The sequence below is a fragment of the Pseudomonas sp. 7SR1 genome (assembly GCF_900156465.1).
GTDB lineage: Bacteria > Pseudomonadota > Gammaproteobacteria > Pseudomonadales > Pseudomonadaceae > Aquipseudomonas.
The window spans coordinates 1,395,188-1,416,315 of record NZ_LT707064.1; the positions used below are offsets into that span (position 1 = coordinate 1,395,188).

At 60.4% G+C, this 21,128-nt stretch carries 14 protein-coding genes and 3 rRNA genes; 2 read left to right on the top strand and 15 right to left on the bottom strand.

The features are described 5' to 3' along the window. Window positions 1-55: 55 nt before the first annotated feature. The 3 genes from BW992_RS06280 to BW992_RS06290 form a co-directional block, all read right to left on the bottom strand. Window positions 56-1,720, bottom strand: a complete 1,665-nt coding sequence (locus BW992_RS06280) for a vWA domain-containing protein (protein ID WP_076405787.1) — start codon at window positions 1,718-1,720, stop codon at window positions 56-58. A 142-nt stretch (window positions 1,721-1,862) separates the two neighbouring features. Then, window positions 1,863-2,444, bottom strand: coding sequence for a hypothetical protein (locus BW992_RS06285; protein WP_076405789.1), 582 nt, complete (start codon window positions 2,442-2,444; stop codon window positions 1,863-1,865). 167 nt (window positions 2,445-2,611) lie between these two features. Further along, window positions 2,612-3,604, bottom strand: coding sequence for a zinc-dependent alcohol dehydrogenase family protein (locus BW992_RS06290; protein WP_072432192.1), 993 nt, complete (start codon window positions 3,602-3,604; stop codon window positions 2,612-2,614). Window positions 3,605-3,711: 107 nt separating this feature from the next. On the opposite strand from BW992_RS06290, the gene BW992_RS06295 reads away from it, so the two are divergent. Beyond that, a complete protein-coding gene (locus tag BW992_RS06295; protein WP_072398959.1) occupies window positions 3,712-4,590 on the top strand; it encodes a LysR family transcriptional regulator in 879 nt (292 codons plus the stop codon). 41 nt (window positions 4,591-4,631) lie between these two features. On the opposite strand, the gene BW992_RS06300 is transcribed toward BW992_RS06295, so the two are convergent. From BW992_RS06300 to BW992_RS06305, 3 genes are all read right to left on the bottom strand, one after another. Next, on the bottom strand, window positions 4,632-5,945 hold the full coding sequence (locus BW992_RS06300) for an MFS transporter (protein WP_076405791.1): 1,314 nt from the start codon (window positions 5,943-5,945) through the stop codon (window positions 4,632-4,634). Window positions 5,946-5,980: 35 nt separating this feature from the next. Beyond that, window positions 5,981-6,154, bottom strand: a complete 174-nt coding sequence (locus tag BW992_RS27055) for a hypothetical protein (protein WP_168199064.1) — start codon at window positions 6,152-6,154, stop codon at window positions 5,981-5,983. A gap of 132 nt (window positions 6,155-6,286) precedes the next feature. Continuing rightward, window positions 6,287-6,847 carry a YbhB/YbcL family Raf kinase inhibitor-like protein gene (locus tag BW992_RS06305; protein WP_072398957.1) on the bottom strand — a complete coding sequence of 187 codons (561 nt, stop codon included), beginning with the start codon at window positions 6,845-6,847 and terminating at the stop codon, window positions 6,287-6,289. A gap of 138 nt (window positions 6,848-6,985) precedes the next feature. On the opposite strand from BW992_RS06305, the gene BW992_RS06310 reads away from it, so the two are divergent. Further along, entirely contained in the window at window positions 6,986-8,521 is a 1,536-nt protein-coding gene (locus BW992_RS06310; protein ID WP_076405793.1) for an FAD-dependent oxidoreductase, read from the top strand. 91 nt (window positions 8,522-8,612) lie between these two features. On the opposite strand, the gene pgaD is transcribed toward BW992_RS06310, so the two are convergent. The 9 genes from pgaD to BW992_RS06355 all read right to left on the bottom strand — a co-directional run bounded on the left by pgaD (window position 8,613) and on the right by BW992_RS06355 (window position 21,065). Next, entirely contained in the window at window positions 8,613-9,113 is a 501-nt protein-coding gene (gene pgaD / locus BW992_RS06315; protein WP_072398955.1) for a poly-beta-1,6-N-acetyl-D-glucosamine biosynthesis protein PgaD, read from the bottom strand. Further along, on the bottom strand, window positions 9,110-10,465 hold the full coding sequence (pgaC, locus tag BW992_RS06320) for a poly-beta-1,6-N-acetyl-D-glucosamine synthase (RefSeq protein ID WP_072398954.1): 1,356 nt from the start codon (window positions 10,463-10,465) through the stop codon (window positions 9,110-9,112). The genes pgaD and pgaC overlap by 4 nt, the downstream gene beginning before the upstream one ends. A 1-nt stretch (window position 10,466) precedes the next feature. Continuing rightward, the gene (gene pgaB / locus BW992_RS06325; protein WP_076405795.1) at window positions 10,467-12,464 is read right to left on the bottom strand and encodes a poly-beta-1,6-N-acetyl-D-glucosamine N-deacetylase PgaB; all 1,998 of its coding nucleotides are present in this window, start codon (window positions 12,462-12,464) and stop codon (window positions 10,467-10,469) included. Between the two features lie 12 nt (window positions 12,465-12,476). Continuing rightward, window positions 12,477-14,957, bottom strand: coding sequence for a poly-beta-1,6 N-acetyl-D-glucosamine export porin PgaA (pgaA, locus tag BW992_RS06330; RefSeq protein ID WP_076405797.1), 2,481 nt, complete (start codon window positions 14,955-14,957; stop codon window positions 12,477-12,479). A gap of 240 nt (window positions 14,958-15,197) precedes the next feature. Next, window positions 15,198-16,703, bottom strand: coding sequence for a YdgA family protein (locus BW992_RS06335; RefSeq protein ID WP_076405799.1), 1,506 nt, complete (start codon window positions 16,701-16,703; stop codon window positions 15,198-15,200). Window positions 16,704-16,858: 155 nt separating this feature from the next. Then, window positions 16,859-17,494: an NADH:ubiquinone oxidoreductase subunit N gene (locus BW992_RS06340; protein ID WP_072398950.1), complete on the bottom strand. Its 636-nt coding sequence runs from the start codon at window positions 17,492-17,494 to the stop codon at window positions 16,859-16,861. Between the two features lie 181 nt (window positions 17,495-17,675). Beyond that, window positions 17,676-17,791 (bottom strand): 5S ribosomal RNA (gene rrf / locus BW992_RS06345). Window positions 17,792-17,899: 108 nt separating this feature from the next. Next, window positions 17,900-18,015 (bottom strand): 5S ribosomal RNA (rrf, locus tag BW992_RS06350). 158 nt (window positions 18,016-18,173) lie between these two features. Then, window positions 18,174-21,065 (bottom strand): 23S ribosomal RNA (locus tag BW992_RS06355). Window positions 21,066-21,128 lie beyond the last annotated feature (63 nt).

Here is a 21,128-nt window from a genome sequence, read left to right on the forward strand (position 1 = left end):
CAACTGTGGGAGCGAGCAGGTTCGCTCCCACAGTTGGTCCTCGTTGTGCTTGGGATCAGTGCTTGGCCGCAGGCTTGAGGCTCTGGGCCAACTCGACCATCTGCACGAACTCGGCACGCAGCCCGAACGGGTCATCGCCCCGGGCGGAGCGGGCCAGTCGAGCGGTGTCCTTCAAGCTCATGGCGCCAGTGTAGCGTCCATCGCCCTTGAGCTGCTGGGCGAAGGCGGCCACGGCGGCCGAGAAGCGCAAGTCTTCGCTGGCCTCGCCCTTTTCCTGCGCCGCAACCACAGGATGCTCGATCAACCGGCTGACACCGCCCTCGGCGGGCTTGTAGCGTACCCGCAACATGGCCAGCTCCCCCGATTGAACGTCCTGCCTGGCAACGCTGCCGTAGCGCAACGGCTCCAGCCAACCCTGCTCGCCCTTGGGCACGATTTCATACAACGCCGTCACGGTGTGCCCGGCACCGATTTCGCCGGCATCGACCTTGTCGTTGTTGAAATCCTCGCGCTTCAGTGCACGGTTCTCATAACCGAGCAAACGGTATTCGCTGACCTGGGCCGGGTTGAACTCCACTTGCAGCTTCACATCCCGCGCCACCACCGCCAGGGTCGAGCTGAGCTGGTCCACCAGCACCTTGCGCGCTTCGAGCAGGTTGTCGATGTAGGCGTAATTGCCATCCCCGGCGTCGGCCAGTTGCTCCATCAGGTGTTCGTTGTAGTTATCCACGCCAAAACCCAGCGTGGTCAGGGACACGCCGCTTTTGCGCTGGTCCACCGCCATCTGCTTGAGGCTGTCGAAGTCACTGATGCCGACGTTGAAGTCGCCATCGGTAGCCAACAGGATGCGGTTGATGCCGTTGTCGATATAGCTCTCCCGGGCCAGCTGGTACGCCAGCTCGATGCCCGAGGCGCCAGCGGTGGAACCGCCCGCGTTCAGTTGATCGATGGCAGTGCGGATCCTGGCCTTGTCCCGACCCGAGGTGGGTTTGAGCACCACCCGCGATTCGCCGGCATACACCACCAGGGACACACGATCCTGGTCGCGCAGTTGGTCCACCAGTAGCTTCAAGGTGCTTTTGACCAGCGGCAGGCCCTCGCGACGATCCATGGAACCGGAAACGTCCACCAGAAAGACCAGGTTGGCCGGCGCCAGCTCCGCCACCGCACGATCGGAAGCCTTGATGCCGATGCGCAGCAGACGGGTATGAGGATTCCAGGGCGAGGGTGCTACCTCGGTGGTCACGCCGAACGGCGAGCCGTCGGTGGGCAGCGCGTAATCGTAGGGAAAGTAGTTGACCATTTCCTCCAGTCGCACAGCGCCTTCAGGCGGCAGGCGGCCCTGATTGAGGAAACGTCGCACATTGGCATAGCTGCCGGTGTCGACATCCGCACCGAAGGTCGACACGGGGGTTTCGGCGACACTATGGACAGGGTTATCCGGCAGCTTCTCGTATTGCTCCCGCGGTTCGGTGCGGTAATCCCCGACGATGGCATCGTTCGCCACACTCGGGGCGACCACCGATACCGGGGCGGCCATGCGCTTGGTCAGCGGTTGGCGAGTGTGGGCAGCCTCGTTTTGTAGCACCGGGCTGGGAGCCACCGGTTCGACCGGCTTGGGGGCCTCTCGGGAAGACAACCCACAACCGGCCAGCATCACCAATAAGGTCATGGCAAAGCCCTGGGCAGCGGGACGCAGGAATGGACAGGGACGGGACATGGGCTGAACCTCGTGAATGAATGATCCGTTCACAAGCTCAGACGAGGGGTATCGGGGATTCGGGTTAAGTGCCGGGCATTATTTTACGGCGCTCTGCAATCGCAGGCCCGGCCCCCCGAAGGCGACCAGGCATGCAAACCGACTAGCGGGACGGAATGGCCTGCAGGTCATCGGCGATAAAGCGGCTCAGCACCCCGGTGTAGTAACCCTCGACGTCGGCATTACCTTTGTTGGTCAGCGCCCCCATCATGCTTTTCATATTCTGCATCTGGCCCATCGCGCCTGCAGGCATCAGCCCTTCGCGGGCCTGGGCAAAGTGCAGTACTTCGGCACCGGCCTTCTTGACCTTGACCTGATAGCTGAAATCGACGCTGGCGAGGTACGTGCCGTCGGCAACGATCTTGCTCATGAAGCCGCCCTGGGTGTCCTGGATACGGCGTGTGTAGACGGCGTTCACATCCAGCAGGTAATCGGCGGTTTCCTTGCTGTCGGCATAGCGATTACCGTCGAGCAGGCGGACGATCAGGTCGGAGTGCAGCTGGTCACGGACTTTGTCGTCAGGCAGAAAACGCTCGTTCTTGCCTACGACTTCAACATTGAACGTGTCGATCCAATAGGTGGCGGTCTTGGGGATGGTCAGGGGGGCGGGAGAAATATAGTAGTCCGGCTTGGAGGCACAGCCCGCCATGAGGCAAGCGGCAAGCAACAGTGCAAAAACGCGCATGTCTGAATTCGTCCCTGGAAAGTGAAGAGTAAAAACCGGCGGCATTCTAAGGGAGCCGAGCGTTTCTCACGTCACCTTTTTCACTTGCATGCGCATTTTTTCAGCGAAACGTCATCAAGCCAGCAAAGCCCAGGTCCTGGAGACTGGGCTTTGCTGGCTTCCATGGCTCACATGTCAACCACCGTCTTCCCTGCGCCAAGCCCCTGGGCCACTTGCTTGAACGCGTCGTTCACGTCGTCCAGGCCAAACCGATGTACGTCCACCTTGATCCGCAGTTGTCCGGCTTCGACCAGTGCCGCCGCCTGCCGCAGGATCTGCCCGTGGTGCTCGCGCCCCTTGCCGGTCAGCAGGGGCATCAAGGTGAACACCCCAGAATAACTCGCGCCTCGAAACGACAGCGGTGCCAGGCTGTGCTGCCCCCACCCCAGGCAACTGAGCACGTGACCGGTGTACGCCTTCACGGCGCTGAACGACGCATCCAGGGTCGAGCCGCCAACGGTGTCGTAGACAATATCGAAGCCTTCGTCATCGGTGTGCAGGCGCACGTAGCTGTCGGTGTCCTGGATCCGGTAATCGATGGCGGTGGCCCCCAGCTCGCGAATGAAGTCCAGGCTGCCGGCCGAGCCGGTGGCATAGACCTTGGCGCCTCGGGCCTTGGCGATTTGCACGGCCATCTGGCCGACACCGCCGGCGCCGCCATGGATCAGCACCTGTTGACCGGCCCGGACGTTGGCGCGATCGACCAGGCCTTCCCAGGCCGTGATGAAGACCAACGGCAAGGCTGCTGCTTCACGCATGCTCATCGACCGGGGCTTGGGTGCGATCAGCGACGCATCGACGGCAACGTATTGGGCCAGGGCGCCCTGGATTCCGCCGATTCCGGCAGCCATGCCAAATACCTCATCTCCACGGGTGAAGTCAGTGACGCCATCGCCCAGCTCGACGACCGTGCCGGCCAGGTCGATTCCCAGCACTGCGGGCAGCGGTTGACGGGCATGGGCGCCGCCTCCCGTCGCTATCTTGGTATCCAGCGGATTGATGCCGGCGGCATGGACCTTGATCAAGACCTGTCCCTTGCCGGGCACGGGCCGGGCAACAGGGCGGACGACCAAAGGGGCCTGGGCGGTTTCAGCGATGGCGGCGAGCATGGTGTCGTTCATGTCAGTGACCTCCAATGAGTGGGTGGAGTACATGTTGCAACCCACGATGCATTCCGATAAGTAAGCAAGCACGGATAGGTTTTATTCCATGAAGAGGCCAAATTCCGATGGATCTGTTCGACGCGATGCAGGTATTCGTACGGGTGGTGGAGCGCGGCTCGTTCTCGGCTGTCGCCAGGGAACTGAACCTGGGCCAACCGGCGGTGAGCAAGCAGGTCCGTGCGCTGGAGCGGCATCTGGGTGGCGCGTTGCTTGCCCGCAGCACCCGCCAGCTTGCGCTGACCGACCAGGGCCAGCGTTTCTACGCGCAAAGCAAGGAGATACTCGCCAGCCTGGACGCGGCCCGGCTCAGTTTCGCCAGCGGACAGGAAGAGATCGCCGGCCCCTTGCGTGTGGCGGCGCCAGTCAGCTTCGGGCGGCTATGCATCGCGCCGCTGCTGGGCGAGTTCCTGGCGCGCCATCCCAAGGTGCGGATCGACCTGCGGCTCAATGACCAGAACGAAGATGTGCTGAAGGAAAACATCGATCTGGCCATTCGCATCGGCGCGGTTAAGAACGAAGGGCTGGTGGCCGTCTCCCTCGGCGACAGTCCGCGCCGGGTCTACGCGTCTGCGGCCTATCTGCAGCGATACGGCACGCCGCTCGAGCCGGCGGATCTGATCCACCATAACTGCCTGGGCTTTACACTGCTGGAGCACTACGACACCTGGCGTTTCGACCAGGAAGGCAGGCAACACTGCGTGACGATCAAGGGCAACGTCACCAGCAACAGTAGCGAGGCCATTCGGGAAATGGTGCTGTCGGGCCTGGGCATTTGCCTTTCACCCCAGTGGTTGTTTGCCGCCGACCTGCGTCAGGGAGCCGTGTCGCAGCTGCTTGAGGATTACCAACCAACCGCCCTGCCCATCAACGCAGTCTTCAGCAGCGACCGCCGACGCTCGGCACGTACCCGGGCCTTTGTGGACTTTCTGCGCGAACGCCTCTGATGAGGCTGACCGGGCCCGCGGCAGGGCGTCGTCGCGCAAACCTAGGACTCACACACCAACGGCGATAGCGCCGACTTCGTGGCCCGCCCCGAAAAATACGCCGCCGCACCCACCCCCACCGCGCCCATGACCCCGCAATAGGCCACACACACCCATGGGCTCCAGGGCACCAGCGCAATCAGCAGCAACGGCGTCATGCTGGCCCATAGCGCATAGGCGATGTTGTAGGTGAACGAGATGCCGGACACACGGATCCTGGCCGGGAACAGGTTGACCATCACCGAAGGCACCGCCCCCACCACGCCACAGCACAGGCCTGCCACAGCGTAGGCCAGGCCCAGCCAGGCACCGCCGCCGATCAGGCTGGCGTAGAGCAGCGCAATGCCCAGCGGCAGCAGCAGACTGTAGAGCATGACCGCGCGCCAGGCGCCGATGCGGTCGACGATAAGGCCGGCGAGGACGCAGCCGATGTTCAGGAAAACGATGCCCAGGCTACTCAGGGCGAACGTCTGGCCAGGAGTCATGCCGAAGCTCTTCTGCATGACGGTCGGGGTGATGACCACGAACACCACCACGGCGGAGGTCAGCACGCATGTAAGGATGGCGGCAGGCAACAAGGCGTGGCGATAGTCGCGCAGCACGGTGCGCAGGGGCAGTTCCGCCGCGCCTTCACGGTTGGCTTGCAGGGCCATGAAAATCGGTGTTTCGCTCAGCCAGCGACGCAGCCAGACTCCGATCACACCAAAGACGCCACCCAGCAGGAAAGGCAGCCGCCAGGCATAGTCGAGAATTTCCTCAGGAGTGAACAGCCGTGCCAGCGCCGTGGCGGTCAAGGCGCCCAACAAGTAGCCGAACGTCAGGCCGGCCTGGAGGAAGCCCAGGGCGTAGCCTCGGTGTCGCGGCGGTGCGTGTTCGGCCACGAACACCCAGGCACTCGGCACCTCGCCCCCTACCGCCGCCCCTTGCAGGATGCGCAACGCCAGTAACAGCAACGGCGCGAAATAACCGATTTGCGCGTAGGTCGGCATCACACCGATGAGCAGGCACGGCAAGGCCATCATCAGGATGCTCAGGCTGAACACCCGCTTGCGTCCCAGGCGATCGGCAAAATGCGCCATGAGAATGCCGCCCAAGGGGCGAGCCAGATAGCCGGTGGCAAAGATTCCGAAGCTTTGCAGCAAGCGCAACCATTCGGGCATTTCCGGGGGGAAGAACAGCTGGCTGAGCGTCAGGGCGAAGAAGACGAAAATGATGAAATCATAGATCTCCAGCGCGCCGCCGAGGGCGGCCAGGCCCAGGGTCTTGTAGTCGGACCGGCTGAATCGGTCGCCTGGTAGATGAGTTGTGGCAGTCATAGGCAGATAGCAGAAAGTTGAGTGAGGACGACCGTTCAGTCGTCGCCCCGGTTGTCCATGGGTCGAACCGGTGGTTGACCTGGCTCGGCGTCTTCGGCCTCATCTTCAGGCAGGTAATCCTTGCGACTGCGCGCGATGGCCTGGCGTATTTCGTCGCCCTTGGTGGGGCAGTTCTTCAGGCGGGCGATGCCGTCGGGTTTCTGCGTCATCGCCATCTCCGGCAGTGATCAGGGGCTCGATAGTGCTCGCTTTTGCCGCCTGATGCCAATTTTGTGATGAGGGCCGCCTGGCGGCCCGGGGAATATCGGCCTTCCCGCCACGAATGACGGGGGCGTTCCGGATCAGCGGTGGTAACGACGCACCACGCTGCTGTTGCGCAACACATGGCCTTTGATCTTTTCCATCAATTGGGCACGGGTCAGGCCGGCAGGCAGCGCTTCGGGTGGCAAGTCCAGGGCGTAGATCTGGATCAGGTAATGGTGGGCGCTGTCACCGACAGGTGGACAAGGGCCGATATAGCCATGGGTATTCTTGCTGTTGGTGCCGCTCACGCCTTCCAGCGCCGACTTGGCACCCACGCCTGCCGGAATCTGCCGCGTGGAGGCCTTGATGCCGTAATGCACCCAATGGTCGACGCCCTGGCCTTTCTGACCATCCGGATCATGCATGACGATGGCGTAGCTGAGGGTGCCGGGCGGGCCGGCGTTCCAGCTCAGGGCCGGGGAAACGTTCTTGCCGCCGCAATTGTTCGCATCGCTGGCGGCCGCTGCGGTGAAGAGGCGGTCGTCCGACACACCGGGAATGCTGAGGGTGAAGCGCTCCTGCGCCTGGACGGTTGCCTGTGCGCACAACACGAGGGCAACGGCGGCCAGCCAGGGAGCAAGTGAGGTCAATCGAGTCATACCGGGCACCTTATGCGGTTCAGGCCATGGACGGCTTGCGAACTATAGCCGCAGCGCCCGCCGGGTTGCAGTGACAATTACGCTGAACCTCGTTCCGGTCCTTCGGTTCTAATGGGAAACGCCTGCCGGAGACCGACCATGCCTGTGCATCAAGTCGCCCGCTTCGCGGATGTGCGCGAGGACCGCGGCCTCGAAGTGAAGATCAACGACTCGACCATCCTGCTGCTGCGCGCAGGCGACCAGGTACGTGCTTTCCAGGGCAGATGCCCACACGCCGGGGCGCCCTTGGCCAAGGGCGCGGTGTGTCATGGAAGGCTGATCTGTCCCTGGCACAAGGCGGCGTTCCGGGCAGAAGACGGCGCCCTGTGCGAACCGCCGGCCTTCGATAGCCTGGCGCGCTATCACGTCGAAGTGAAAGGCGACGAGGTCTGGGTCGATGATCAACCGTTGCCGGCCGAGAAAATCCCGCCGGCCGACGACTCACGCACCTTTGTCATCATCGGCGCCGGTGCCGCCGGTACGGCTTGCGCGGCGGCGTTGCGGGAGAAAGGCTTCGGCGGCCGCATCCAGATGATCGACCGTGAAGCGGGGGCCGGATATGACCGCACCGTGCTGAGCAAATATGTCCTGGCCGGCGACATGAGCGTCGACGAAACGCCACCGCTGCGCGATGACACTTATTTCATCCAGCAACGTATCGAACGGATCCAGGGCGAAGTCACTGGCCTGGATTGCGACTCCCGCCGGATCAGGCTCGCCGATGACCGGTGGCTGGAATACGACGCCGTGCTGATCGCCACCGGCGGCTCCCCCAGGATTCCGGATCTGCCGGGCATCGATCTGCCGCAGGTGTTCGTATTGCGCAACCTGGAACATACCCGGCAAATCCTTGAGAACGCCCGAGCGGGTCAACGAGCGGTGATCATCGGCGACAGTTTCATTGCCATGGAGGTTGCCTCATCGCTGCGCAAGCGCGAGCTGAGCGTCACCGTGCTGGCTCGCCATCCCGTACCGTTCGCCAAGCAGTTGGGCGAGAGCGTCGGTCAGGCGATCCTGGCCCGCCATCGGGCCAATGGCGTGGTGTATCACACCGATGGCGAAGCGGCGCGGATCGAAGGCCGCGGCCAGGTGGAAGCCGTGGTGCTGGATAACGGCCAGCGCTTTGCAGCGGACCTGGTGATTGTCGGTATCGGCGTGCGTCCGGCCACCGAGCCGTTCATTGAACTGCCCAGGGAAAAGGACCAGTCTGTGAGGGTCGACGCGGGCATGCGCGTGACCGATGGGGTATGGGCCGTCGGCGACATCGCGACCTTTCCCCTCGACGGCCAGCCCCGACGCATCGAACACTGGCGCCTGGCCCAGCAACAGGCGCGCATCGCCGCCGCGAACATGCTCGGCGGGGATGAACACTACCTGGATGTACCGTTTTTCTGGACCTATCACTTCGGCAAACGCTACGACTACCTCGGCCATGCCGAGCAGTGGGACGAGGTGCAATTCAAAGGCACGCCTGAACATCCGCCCTTCATCGGCCTGTTGGGCAAGAACGGCGTCGTCGCCGCCGCAGTGGCCTGTGATGAAGGCCGGGCCATGGCGGCGTTGGCCCAGCGCATGAAGCAACCATTGCCGGTAGACGAGGCGTGGCGACTTATTCGTGACTTCTCGACGCTTTGAGCCGACCGGCGCAGCAAACCGTGACGTTCGTGCCTTGTGCTGCATTGCCCCATCCTTGGAGCGGGCTTGCCTGCGAAGGCGATACCAACCCCTACGCGGGATGATCAGCCAGATGGATCACTCCCGAATGCTCCAGCGGCGCCAAAGGCGGCGGTTGCAGTTCCTTGGGGAGCACATGGAAATGCGGCACGACATGGCTGATGTCGCCGTCCTGGTTGTTATGAATGATCTTCGAACCAGGCTGGCGCAGGGTGTCCAGGCGCTCATCGGTCAATTTGAAACTCTCGCTCAGGCGTCGATCGTCCACCACCGGCGCCGGTAGCCGGCGCTGGGCGAAACGGCCGCTCTTGCGCTGCTGGTAACGTGCCCAGCCAATCAGGATCAGCGCATTGACCAGCGCCACCCAACCGTAGATCTGCAGCGTCCCGAGGGTTTCCAGCCACGCGCCTCCCAGGCGTGGGCCTGCGTGGCCGTCGAATAGCGGCCATAACCCGTTGATCAGCAGGTACAGCAGTCCGATCCACGCAAGCACGGTAAAACACACATCGATGATGACCAGAAAAGGTCGCTGGCGGGTCCTGATAATTTTCATCGGATCACTTCCTCTTCTTGCTCACCGAACGGTTTGATGCCGCGGTCCGGACTGATCCAGCGCGCACGCTTCTGATGCTGTCCGAACAATACTTTGGGAAAGCTCACCAGGGTCGTGAACAGGCTGATCAGCCAGAACACCAGTGGATACCAGACCACCCAGAACATGATGTGCCACAGGCCTTTTTCGTAGCGGCGATCGATCAGGATGCTCACGGCGAACTGCATCAGGCACACCACCGCCAGCAACAGTCCGGTGAAGGCCGGCGGCATCAGGTGGTCCACGGCGATGGCCGCCGGCATCTCGACGAATTTGCCGGCGCCCCAGAAAACCACCGACAGCAGGAAGGTGAACGCCCACCCGGTGGACAGGCAATATTCGAACAGCAGCGGCCACAGGTAACGATGCCGGTATTGCCAGATGCCGCGAATGTTCTTGAACAGCACCTCGGCACCGCCCTGGGCCCAGCGCAGCCGTTGCCGCCACAGACCGCGCAGGGTTTCGGGCATCAGGATCCAGCACAGCGCCCGGGGCTCGTAGAAGATGCTCCAGTGATCCAGTTGCAGCTTCCAGCTGATGTCGATGTCCTCGGTGATCATATCCGGGCTCCAATAGCCGACCCGGTGCAGGGCCGTGCGCCGGAAGGCGACGATCACGCCGGAGACGGTGAAGATCCGTCCGAAGACCCGCTGCGTTCGCTTGATCAAGCCAATGATCGAAGAAAACTCCCCCACCTGGACCCGGCCCACCAAGGTGGAGCGGGTGCGGATGCGCGGGTTGCCGGTCACGGCGCCAAGGCGGGCATTGTCCAGCATCGGCGCCACCAGGTAGGCGCAGGTATTGGGCGCCAGCAGCGCGTCACCGTCGATGCACACCAGGTATTCGCTGCGCGCGGCGATGGCGCCCATGCGCAGGGCCACGGCCTTGCCCTGATTCTCTGCCAGGTGCAGCACGCGCAGGCGTGGGTCTTGCGTCGCCAACTGATCCAGTACCGCGCCGGTGCTGTCCTTGGAGCCATCGTTGATGGCGATCACTTCGATGTTCGGGTAGTGCTGGCCCAACGCTGCGTGGATGGTATCGGCAACGTTGTCGCCTTCGTTGAAGCATGGAACCAGGATGCTGATCAGCGGCTCGCCGGCCAGGGGCGGCGGCAGGGTGTCATCCTTCCATGGCCAGTGGCGCTCCCAGTGCAGCCAGAAATACAGGCCACCGGCAATCCATAAACCGGACATGAACAGCGGGTAGAAGAATACGAAGTCCATCAGAAATTGCCCGGTGACCAGGAAGATCAGGCCCAGGGGTACCCCAAGGACAATCGCCAGCACCAGCAGGGCGAGCAGTCTGTCGAGCATGTCAAGGATTCCACTTGTTGGAGAGCGCAGGGCGCACGGTTTTCACGGCGGGCTGGTCTTCGATGAAGTTGTCCGGGTAGTAGCCGAAACTGGTCACGCCCTGGCGTTTCAACACGCCCATCCATTCGGCCAGTTGTTCACCGTCGATGTCCTTGGCCGGTTGGCTGTGCCAGTCCCGTGCCTGCAGTTCGAACACGGTGCGCTGGAGCGCGCCGGGACGAGCCTTGACCGTGTTGACCAGGCGTTCGAGCCAGGGGCCGGACTGCCGGCGAGTCTGCTTTTCCATCAACGGCATGGCCATCGGTGCCGTCCAGTCGTAGGCACCAAGGAAGTCGTCGAGATTCTGGGCAAACCAGGCCTCGCTTTCAGGGTTGAGCATGGGCTCGGCGAACAGATTGCGGGCCGTCTGCACCTGCGGGCCACGGATCGCCCGGACCTTGGCAGTGAGCTCCTGGGTGAAATCGATCAGGTAGCGACTCTTGAAGCGAGTCCAGCGCTGCATGGCCGCCGGATCGTCCCGCAGGGCTGCGATGGAGGTCGAGAGGCCGTTGGCGGCATAGACCTTCAAGGCAGCGGGGCCGGCATCCTCGAAGTCGGAGAACACCGCGTCGTCATGGTACAGAACGCCGTCCACCGAACTCATTCGCGCCATGTCCTCGTAGATCTCGCCGATCACATGCCGAACCTTCGGGTCGAAGGGTGACAAGCGGACGTACTGATCCTTGGCGATGCCGGTCCTGCCAGTCTCCGGGTCCCAACGCTGCACGCGCGGCAGCTTCGAGTCCAGGGCAAAACCGAGCACGGGCATCCAGGCGAAAACCTTGGCGTTCGCTCGGGTTTTCAGTTGCCATGCCACCCGGTCGAACAAGTCTGCCCGTACGGGCAGGTGACGGTTGGGGAAGTACAGCGAGTGCACCAGGCCGTCACCTTTAGGGTCGGCGAAAGCCTGCAGGAACACGGTATTGGCGCCCAGGTCATAGATGCGCTGGATCAACTTGCCGACGTTGGCTTCCTGTTGCACGGGATCCGGGTCATAGACGTAATCCAGGTCGACATGGACCACTCGCATCGGGTCCATCGTCTGCACCGAAACCATGCTTTCGGCGAAGTGCGCGCCATCCGGATCGGAAGCCACCAGGAAGCGCGGCCCGCTCATCAGGTTGGAGAGGCTGTCGAGGCCATCCTCCAGCGTCAGGGCCATCTGATAGCCGTGGTCGCCAATCACCTGCAATGCGGTACCGTCCGCTTCCCCGTACGGCCAGACCCAGACGCGCGGATTGTAGCCGGCAACCTTGCGGATCTTTTCGGAAATCGCCGCCACGTCCTGGCGCAGGCGAGCCTGGAAGTCGGCTTCGGTTTCATAGCGTCCGGTGGCGGGATCGTAGCGTCGGGTTGTCGCCGCGGGCTGCTGGTTGCCTTGCGGATTGGCAAGCACGCCTTTGTGATTGGCATCGGTATGCGCGGCGATTTCCACCAGGCCAGACTTGGAGACCTCGCGGATCTGCTCCCAGGTGAGGAACTCCGAACGCTTGCGCGGCACACCGGCGAAGTCCACCGTCTGGTTCGACGGCGTATCGATCCAGCTGCCCACCGGAGCCAGGATCGCCGGCCAGTTATAGGCACGCAGGATCGGCATCACGCGGGTGTAGAAACTGGAGTAACCGTCGTCGAAACTCAGTAACACCGCCCGTGGCGGCAACTGCGGACCGCCGTTGCGGGCTGTGATGATCTGGTCCACCGTGACCGGCTGATAGTTGTTTTCCCGCAGCCAGGCCAACTGTTCGATCAGGCGCTCGGTGCGCACGGCCACCAGCGCCTGGTCCGGATCACGGTCGTTCACATCGTGGTAGGCGATGCCAAGTACGTGGTTCTTTGGCCAGGGCGCCTCGTTGGCCGCCAGCGGGCGCTGCGAAGGGGGCGTGAAGGCCGGGGCCTGCTGGGCACAGGCGCTGACCAGCAAGACGCCCAGCAGAAGGATGAATCGCGAAATGACAGGCATCTTCAAACTCTTCTAGAAGCGATAGGTGAGGTCGACAAGCAGGCGCAGATCGCTCTCGCGATCGCCGTCGTAGGGGCGGTTGAGCCAGCTCAGCGCGGCACCGGCCTCGAGCACATCGTTCCAGATCAAACGCTGGCCGTAGCCCAGCAGGCCCATGGCACCCGTACCATGGTCGCGCTGGCTGTAGGTGCCGGCGCCGACCTGGAACTGCTGGCTCCAGGTGGTCTCATAGCGGCGGTGCAAAACATGGTTGGCGGTCAGGGTGGGCATCACGCCCAGGTCCGACTTGGGGTTGAAGTACGGGACTTGGTCGGTTCCACTGTTGCGGCTGGCGCTCACTTCCAGGCCCAGCTCCACCTGCAGCCGAGGGGCGCTGTAAAGTCCTTCGCGGCCACTCAGCAAAGCCTCGAGACGATTGTTGCCATCGCTGAAATGGGACGGGCTGACGGTCAGTCGCCACTCACGACTCTCATGGGCACGCCAGCGAACGAAACCACTGCCACCGTTGGCGCGGATGCCGCTGTTGAGGGCTCTCAACGGCGTGTTCGCCGAGAGGTAATCCAGGCTGCCGCCGTACTGCCAGTGATCGTCGATATCCCGGGCCACGGCCAAGCGTGCGCCCTGTTTATCGCCAGAACCGTAGGCGTGATTCGAGACTTCCGCCTCCAGCGTCATGTCCCGGGTGCGCCGTTCCACACCAAGGCGCTGCCAGCGGTGATGGCCGGTCCCTTCCTCGAAATCCCCCGTGGCGTAGCCGGCGCCGCCGAACAGTCGCCAGTCTTCGTCGATGGGTGGGCTATAAAGCAAGGTCTCGATGCCAAAATCCCGGCTGCCGGTCACCGCGCCGGCCTCACCGTTGCCACCACCGTAGCTCTTGCCGGTGTAGGCTTCGATACGCAGCTCGGCCATGTCGTGCACCTCGCGCTGGCGTTGCAGGCGCTTGACGTGAGCGTTCTCCGGGTAGCGGGCCACCACATCGTCAGTCAGCGCATCCAGTTGCCGCCACTCCTGCAACTCCATGGCGGTGCGGGCCTGGGCGACCTCCAGGTCGCGGTTGCGCGGGGTGGTCGTCTCGACCTCCTTGAGCAGGTTTTCCGAGCGTCGCGGCCATTCGCGGGCCCGGTACAGATCGGCCTGGGCCAGGCGCAAGCCGATGTTGCCCGGTCCCTGATTGACCAAGGTGTCCAAGCTCGCTTCGGCAGAGGGATAATCCGCACCGTAGGTACCAGCCTGGGCAGCCAGCAGCTGGGCATCCATCCATTCATCGTTGGGGTTACCGATGGGCAGCCCCTTGAGCTCGACGCGCGGACGCTGGGACTTTGCCAGATCCTCGGCCAAGGCCCGGGCCTCCTCTGACTTTTCGCTTTCCAGCAGGGCGTAATAAAGTGCCGTGCTGTCCTCGAAGCGATCCGCCGCATCGGCGTCCGGCGCCGTCAGGACCTGACGATAGAGATCGACGGCGATTTCGGGCTGGCGTTGCTCGAGATAGGAGGACGCCACCCAGCGCAACGCATACGTGGGGATGCTCACTCCCTCGGCGCGCAACTTCTGGTATTCGGCGATCACCTCTGCCCGATAAGCGCGAGCGTTCAGAGCGCCCATGCGGTCGATACGCCAGCGGAGCACATCATCGTGAGCCTCGGCTACCGGCGTCCAGGTCGCAAGCAATTTGTCGTAATCGGCCAAGGCACGATCAGCGATGACAAAACGCTCTTTTTCACTGCGGGTGGCCATGTCCGCCAGGCGAACCCGCTCAGCGGCCACATCGCCTTCCAGGCGCCGCTGTACACCACGCTCGATCAACCCTGGCTGCAGACGGGCCAGGCGCAACGCCGGCTCCGGCAGACGAGCCCGTTGCAGGGCGTCGATATATTCCCGGGCGATTTCAGGCTTGTTGCCGGCGCGAGTGAAGGCCTGGTCATATTCGAACAGCGCCTCATGGGGATTGCCGGCACGTGTCAGTGCATAGCCCAGGGCCATGCGACGCATCGGATCTTCGGGCTTGGCGGCAACCATGGCCCTGGCACGAGCAACGGCTTCGTCGGGCTTGCCCGCGTCAGCCTGGGTCAATGCCAGGCCGAGCTGCAGGTCGGGGTTGCGGGGATCTTTCAACAGCGCCTGGCGATAGACTTCGACAGCCAGATCCCAGCGTTTGAGATTACGATAAGCCCGAGCCGTAGCGCTCAGCGCCTGGACTGGCAGATCGCGATAGCGACCCTGGCTTTCATAAACCTGCACCACTTCGGCATCCAGACCGGCCCAGCTGGCGATCTGCAGATGATCGCTGATCTGCGCGGTACTGGCCTGGCCGACCGGCACCCCGCGCAACGCAACCAAGGCGGGCGCATGACGACCGGCACGGGCGTCACGAACCGCTTCGTCATAGGCGGTATCGGCAAAGCCCAGTACAGGCCAGCACAATTGGCTGCACAGCACGACGCCAAACAACGGGCGCAAACCACATTGAATAAAAGGACCTACGGTACGCGGCATTCGTCAGCACCCTTACATGGCCAGCCGGGTCGCAGTGCCCCCTTGCCCATCACACAGGAAGCCGGATCAAAGGAATCCAGCCAAGCTCTAATGGGCTAAGTCTTGCATCCCCATGCGGGTCATTTTTCGGAACGCAACAATTCTTCAGAATCCGTCAGATTTGCTAACCCCTTGTGAGCGGACAAAAAAAACCGGCCCGTGCGCAATGCACGGACCGGTTCTGGATGTCGCTGGCGAGAATTACTGAACAGCGACGCCGCCACCTACCTGATTCATCACGAAAGTGGTGAACTGCTCTACAGTCATCTTCTGGCCATTGAAGTCGACCTGATCGTTGGCATAGCGCAGCCTGGTCACCACGTCATTGCCTTCCAGGGTAGCCAGCTGAGTGCCGACTGCCATCGCACTGAACATGTCGCTGGTGGCCGTCGCCTGATCGGCGATCAACTTGGCGTCGGTCTGACCTTCCATTCGTGCCTGTACGGTCGCCAGGTCAGCCAGCATCGGCTTGGACACCTTCACGTTGAGCTCCAACAGTGCGAGCAGTTGCCGCCCCAGTTCGTCAGGTGGCAGGTCCATGGACTGAGGCTTGGCCAGGTTAATGACCAGGCTGGCGCTGCTCTCGCCGTTAGGAGTGCTGAACGCCAGTTTTTCCACCGCCACTTGAGGACTGCCGGCCAGGATCTTTTCAAGATCAGCCTTGACCTGCTTCTCTTCTGCCTCGGTCAGGTTCAGCTCTGGAGCCGGCTCGCCTGCTTCAGCGGCCTCGGCTGCGGCCTTTTCATAAGGCTGCAGCTTGGTCTGATAGAGCTGCATCAGTGACATCGTAGCGGGAACGTCCAGGTTCTTCAGGCTCAGCGCCATGTGTGCCGAGCCGATAGCCTTCTCGTTGAACGACAACTCGCCGATTTTGTAATCGGCACGCCCCGAAGCATTGGTGCCGCTCTCGGTGCTGCTGTTCTTCATCTCCAGATTCTTCAAGCCCACCACCGACTTCTGCTCACCGAAGATGGCCTTGGTATTGCTCAGGATCACGGCGTTCTCACCCAGGTAATAGCCGTAAGAACTCTTGCTCAGGTTGCTGGCGAGCGTCAGCCCGTTGAGTTCAACCTGTACCGGGCTTTGATCCTCTGCGACGGTGGTCAGCTTGAGGTTGTCCATGTAGCCATCGAGCTTGATCTTCTCGGCCTGGGCGCTGGCGGCCAGGTCAAACTTGAGGCCAGAGAAGATCAGATGGGATTGCTCATCCAGCTTGGTGTCCAGGGGCAGCAGCTCCAAGGTACCGTTGACCGACTGATCGTAACCCAGGTTGAACACGCCTTTGACCGGCGACTTATCCTTGGCGGCGGCAAACCATTTATCGGTCAGCGGGTTGCGCTCGATTTCTGTATGGCTGGTCGCCATGACCGGCAGCCACTTGAGTGTCATCAAGCGCGAAAATGGCAGCGGTCCATGTTCGATATTGTCTACCAGCTGCAACTCGACCGCTTCGCCGCCAAACATCTCGCCTTCACCCTTGAGGCGATAACGGGCGGTGCTGCTGAAAATCCCTCGCTCCAGCGAAACCAGTTCAATGGAGGACGAACTGTTGGAACCGGTCAGGGCAATCGCCATCTGCTTGTTACTGTCGGCAATCGCGTTCTGCAGCACTCCTTCGAGCTTGGTGCCGGTGTACCAGGCGCCGCCCGCGCTGATCGCACCGACAACCACAACGATTCCCAGGAGTACGCTTGCTGATTTATTCATGAGTGACCCGATCGATATCCATTGGTTGAAAGTCGCCGTCTTCCCTGGCCCGCGAAAGGGGGTGGCTCGACGCCGTGAAGTGCGGGGGAGATTACCATCAGGCCCCTTGGAGGCCCAATGTTTAAAGGGGGAAAAGCGAATTCTTGAGAGGTGGTCTACGAATATTGGACTTCAATCTCGTCGAGTTGGTGATCGAAAGTCCTGAGCCGTGCCGTCCAGGTGTACACCAACACTTCAAAGTCGCGGTTGATCACCGCAGCGCCCGATGACTCGGCGCGAGGGTCACAGAAGTCCAGTTGATAACGCTCACGAGCCATAGCGTTGGCGACATCACACAACTCACGGGCATTGTTGAGCCAATGCCAACCTTCTTGCGCGACTTGCTTATCCAGGGCAGCGCATTGGACTTTCAGGGCCTCGAGACTTTTTTCCAGCGGGGTGCCGGTGAGTTCCCCCATGACCTCCTGGAATGTACGGCCTGGCTGCCAGTAACTGCCCCAGAAGTAACGATCGAACACTGTTTCGACCCGCCGTAACGCTACCTTGGTATCCCAGATCAGCACCAGGGTCTTGCCTTGGTCCAGGTGTTTCTTCTTGATGCGTTGGCCTTGCACCGATGCCCAGGCCACGACAGCGATGGAAATTACGCCAATGAGGGCGGAAGCGCTGTCTAAAAAAATCAGTGCTTTTTCGATCTGGTGAGTCAGCATGACACCATAGAAATAAGTAGCCGAAAGCAGCACCAATGCCGCGATAGCGCACCAGAACCCGGGAGCATAAGGGTTTTTCATTATTGGAATCCCCATGACCAGTGGCACATAGACCTCACGGGCTTGTTTTTTTGCCGATGCCCGACATTCACAGCATAGCAACGGCCTCGGAGTTTGCTGGTCGTCGGGCGTCTCTCCGATCACCGGGCCCAAACGACAAAACCCCTGTCTACGTCAGCAGACAGGGGTTTTGGGAATTCAATCTTGACGATGACCTACTCTCACATGGGGAAACCCCACACTACCATCGGCGATGCATCGTTTCACTTCTGAGTTCGGGATGGGATCAGGTGGTTCCAACGCTCTATGGTCGTCAAGAAATTCTGTGACCGGCCCGTCCAACGGCAACGTGCCGGTAAAAAATCAGCAACTTCTACTAAAACAAAACCCCTACCTGCGTCAGCAGATAGGGGTTTTGGAATTTAATCTTGACGATGACCTACTCTCACATGGGGAAACCCCACACTACCATCGGCGATGCATCGTTTCACTTCTGAGTTCGGGATGGGATCAGGTGGTTCCAACGCTCTATGGTCGTCAAGAAATTCGGTAGCCAGCGCGTGCCTTACGGTCACGTTCCAGCGAATGGGTATGCGATAGTTTGTGTGTTGCCTGCAGCACGTTCGAACTTTCGGTTCGTTTCGTCTTCACAACACCGCAATCTGGTCTCTGTCGAGTCGACAGATTGCTTGGGTGTTATATGGTCAAGCCTCACGGGCAATTAGTACAGGTTAGCTCAACGCCTCACAGCGCTTACACACCCTGCCTATCAACGTCGTAGTCTTCGACGGCCCTTCAGGGAGCTCAAGGCTCCAGTGAGATCTCATCTTGAGGCAAGTTTCCCGCTTAGATGCTTTCAGCGGTTATCTTTTCCGAACATAGCTACCCGGCAATGCCACTGGCGTGACAACCGGAACACCAGAGGTTCGTCCACTCCGGTCCTCTCGTACTAGGAGCAGCCCCTCTCAAATCTCAAACGTCCACGGCAGATAGGGACCGAACTGTCTCACGACGTTCTAAACCCAGCTCGCGTACCACTTTAAATGGCGAACAGCCATACCCTTGGGACCGGCTTCAGCCCCAGGATGTGATGAGCCGACATCGAGGTGCCAAACACCGCCGTCGATATGAACTCTTGGGCGGTATCAGCCTGTTATCCCCGGAGTACCTTTTATCCGTTGAGCGATGGCCCTTCCATACAGAACCACCGGATCACTAAGACCTACTTTCGTACCTGCTCGACGTGTCTGTCTCGCAGTCAAGCGCGCTTTTGCCTTTATACTCTACGACCGATTTCCGACCGGTCTGAGCGCACCTTCGTACTCCTCCGTTACTCTTTAGGAGGAGACCGCCCCAGTCAAACTACCCACCATACACTGTCCTCGATCCGGATAACGGACCTGAGTTAGAACCTCAAAGTTGCCAGGGTGGTATTTCAAGGATGGCTCCACGCAGACTGGCGTCCACGCTTCAAAGCCTCCCACCTATCCTACACAAGCAAATTCAAAGTCCAGTGCAAAGCTATAGTAAAGGTTCACGGGGTCTTTCCGTCTAGCCGCGGATACACTGCATCTTCACAGCGATTTCAATTTCACTGAGTCTCGGGTGGAGACAGCGCCGCCATCGTTACGCCATTCGTGCAGGTCGGAACTTACCCGACAAGGAATTTCGCTACCTTAGGACCGTTATAGTTACGGCCGCCGTTTACCGGGGCTTCGATCAAGAGCTTCGCGTTAGCTAACCCCATCAATTAACCTTCCGGCACCGGGCAGGCGTCACACCCTATACGTCCACTTTCGTGTTTGCAGAGTGCTGTGTTTTTAATAAACAGTCGCAGCGGCCTGGTATCTTCGACCGGCGTGGGCTTACGCAGCAAGTGCTTCACCCTCACCGGCGCACCTTCTCCCGAAGTTACGGTGCCATTTTGCCTAGTTCCTTCACCCGAGTTCTCTCAAGCGCCTTGGTATTCTCTACCCAACCACCTGTGTCGGTTTGGGGTACGGTTCCTGGTTATCTGAAGCTTAGAAGCTTTTCTTGGAAGCATGGCATCAACCACTTCGTCACCCAGAGGGTAACTCGTCATCAGCTCTCGGCCTTGAAACCCCGGATTTACCTAAGATTTCAGCCTACCACCTTAAACTTGGACAACCAACGCCAAGCTGGCCTAGCCTTCTCCGTCCCTCCATCGCAATAACCAGAAGTACAGGAATATTAACCTGTTTTCCATCGACTACGCTTTTCAGCCTCGCCTTAGGGACCGACTAACCCTGCGTCGATTAACGTTGCGCAGGAAACCTTGGTCTTTCGGCGTGGGTGTTTTTCACACCCATTGTCGTTACTCATGTCAGCATTCGCACTTCTGATACCTCCAGCAAGCTTCTCAACTCACCTTCACAGGCTTACAGAACGCTCCTCTACCGCATCACTTACGTGATACCCGTAGCTTCGGTGTATGGTTTGAGCCCCGTTACATCTTCCGCGCAGGCCGACTCGACTAGTGAGCTATTACGCTTTCTTTAAAGGGTGGCTGCTTCTAAGCCAACCTCCTAGCTGTCTAAGCCTTCCCACATCGTTTCCCACTTAACCATAACTTTGGGACCTTAGCTGACGGTCTGGGTTGTTTCCCTTTTCACGACGGACGTTAGCACCCGCCGTGTGTCTCCCATGCTCGGCACTTGTAGGTATTCGGAGTTTGCATCGGTTTGGTAAGTCGGGATGACCCCCTAGCCGAAACAGTGCTCTACCCCCTACAGTGATACATGAGGCGCTACCTAAATAGCTTTCGAGGAGAACCAGCTATCTCCGAGCTTGATTAGCCTTTCACTCCGATCCACAGGTCATCCGCTAACTTTTCAACGGTAGTCGGTTCGGTCCTCCAGTCAGTGTTACCTAACCTTCAACCTGCCCATGGATAGATCGCCCGGTTTCGGGTCTATTCCCAGCGACTAGACGCCCTATTAAGACTCGCTTTCGCTACGCCTCCCCTATTCGGTTAAGCTCGCCACTGAAAATAAGTCGCTGACCCATTATACAAAAGGTACGCAGTCACCCAACAAAGTGGGCTCCCACTGCTTGTACGCATACGGTTTCAGGATCTATTTCACTCCCCTCTCCGGGGTTCTTTTCGCCTTTCCCTCACGGTACTAGTTCACTATCGGTCAGTCAGTAGTATTTAGCCTTGGAGGATGGTCCCCCCATATTCAGACAAAGTTTCTCGTGCTCCGTCCTACTCGATTTCACTTCTAAGATCCTTTCGCGTACAGGGCTATCACCCACTATGGCCGCACTTTCCAGAGCGTTCCGCTAAAATCAAAGAAGCTTAAGGGCTAGTCCCCGTTCGCTCGCCACTACTAAGGGAATCTCGGTTGATTTCTTTTCCTCAGGGTACTTAGATGTTTCAGTTCCCCTGGTTCGCCTCTTGCACCTATGTATTCAGTGCAAGATAACCATCTTGTGATGGCTGGGTTCCCCCATTCAGACATCTCCGGATCACAGTCTGTTTGCCGACTCCCCGAAGCTTTTCGCAGGCTACCACGTCTTTCATCGCCTCTGACTGCCAAGGCATCCACCGTATGCGCTTCTTCACTTGACCATATAACCCCAAGCAATCTGGTTATACTGTGAAGACGACATTCGCCGAAAATTCGTACGCTTG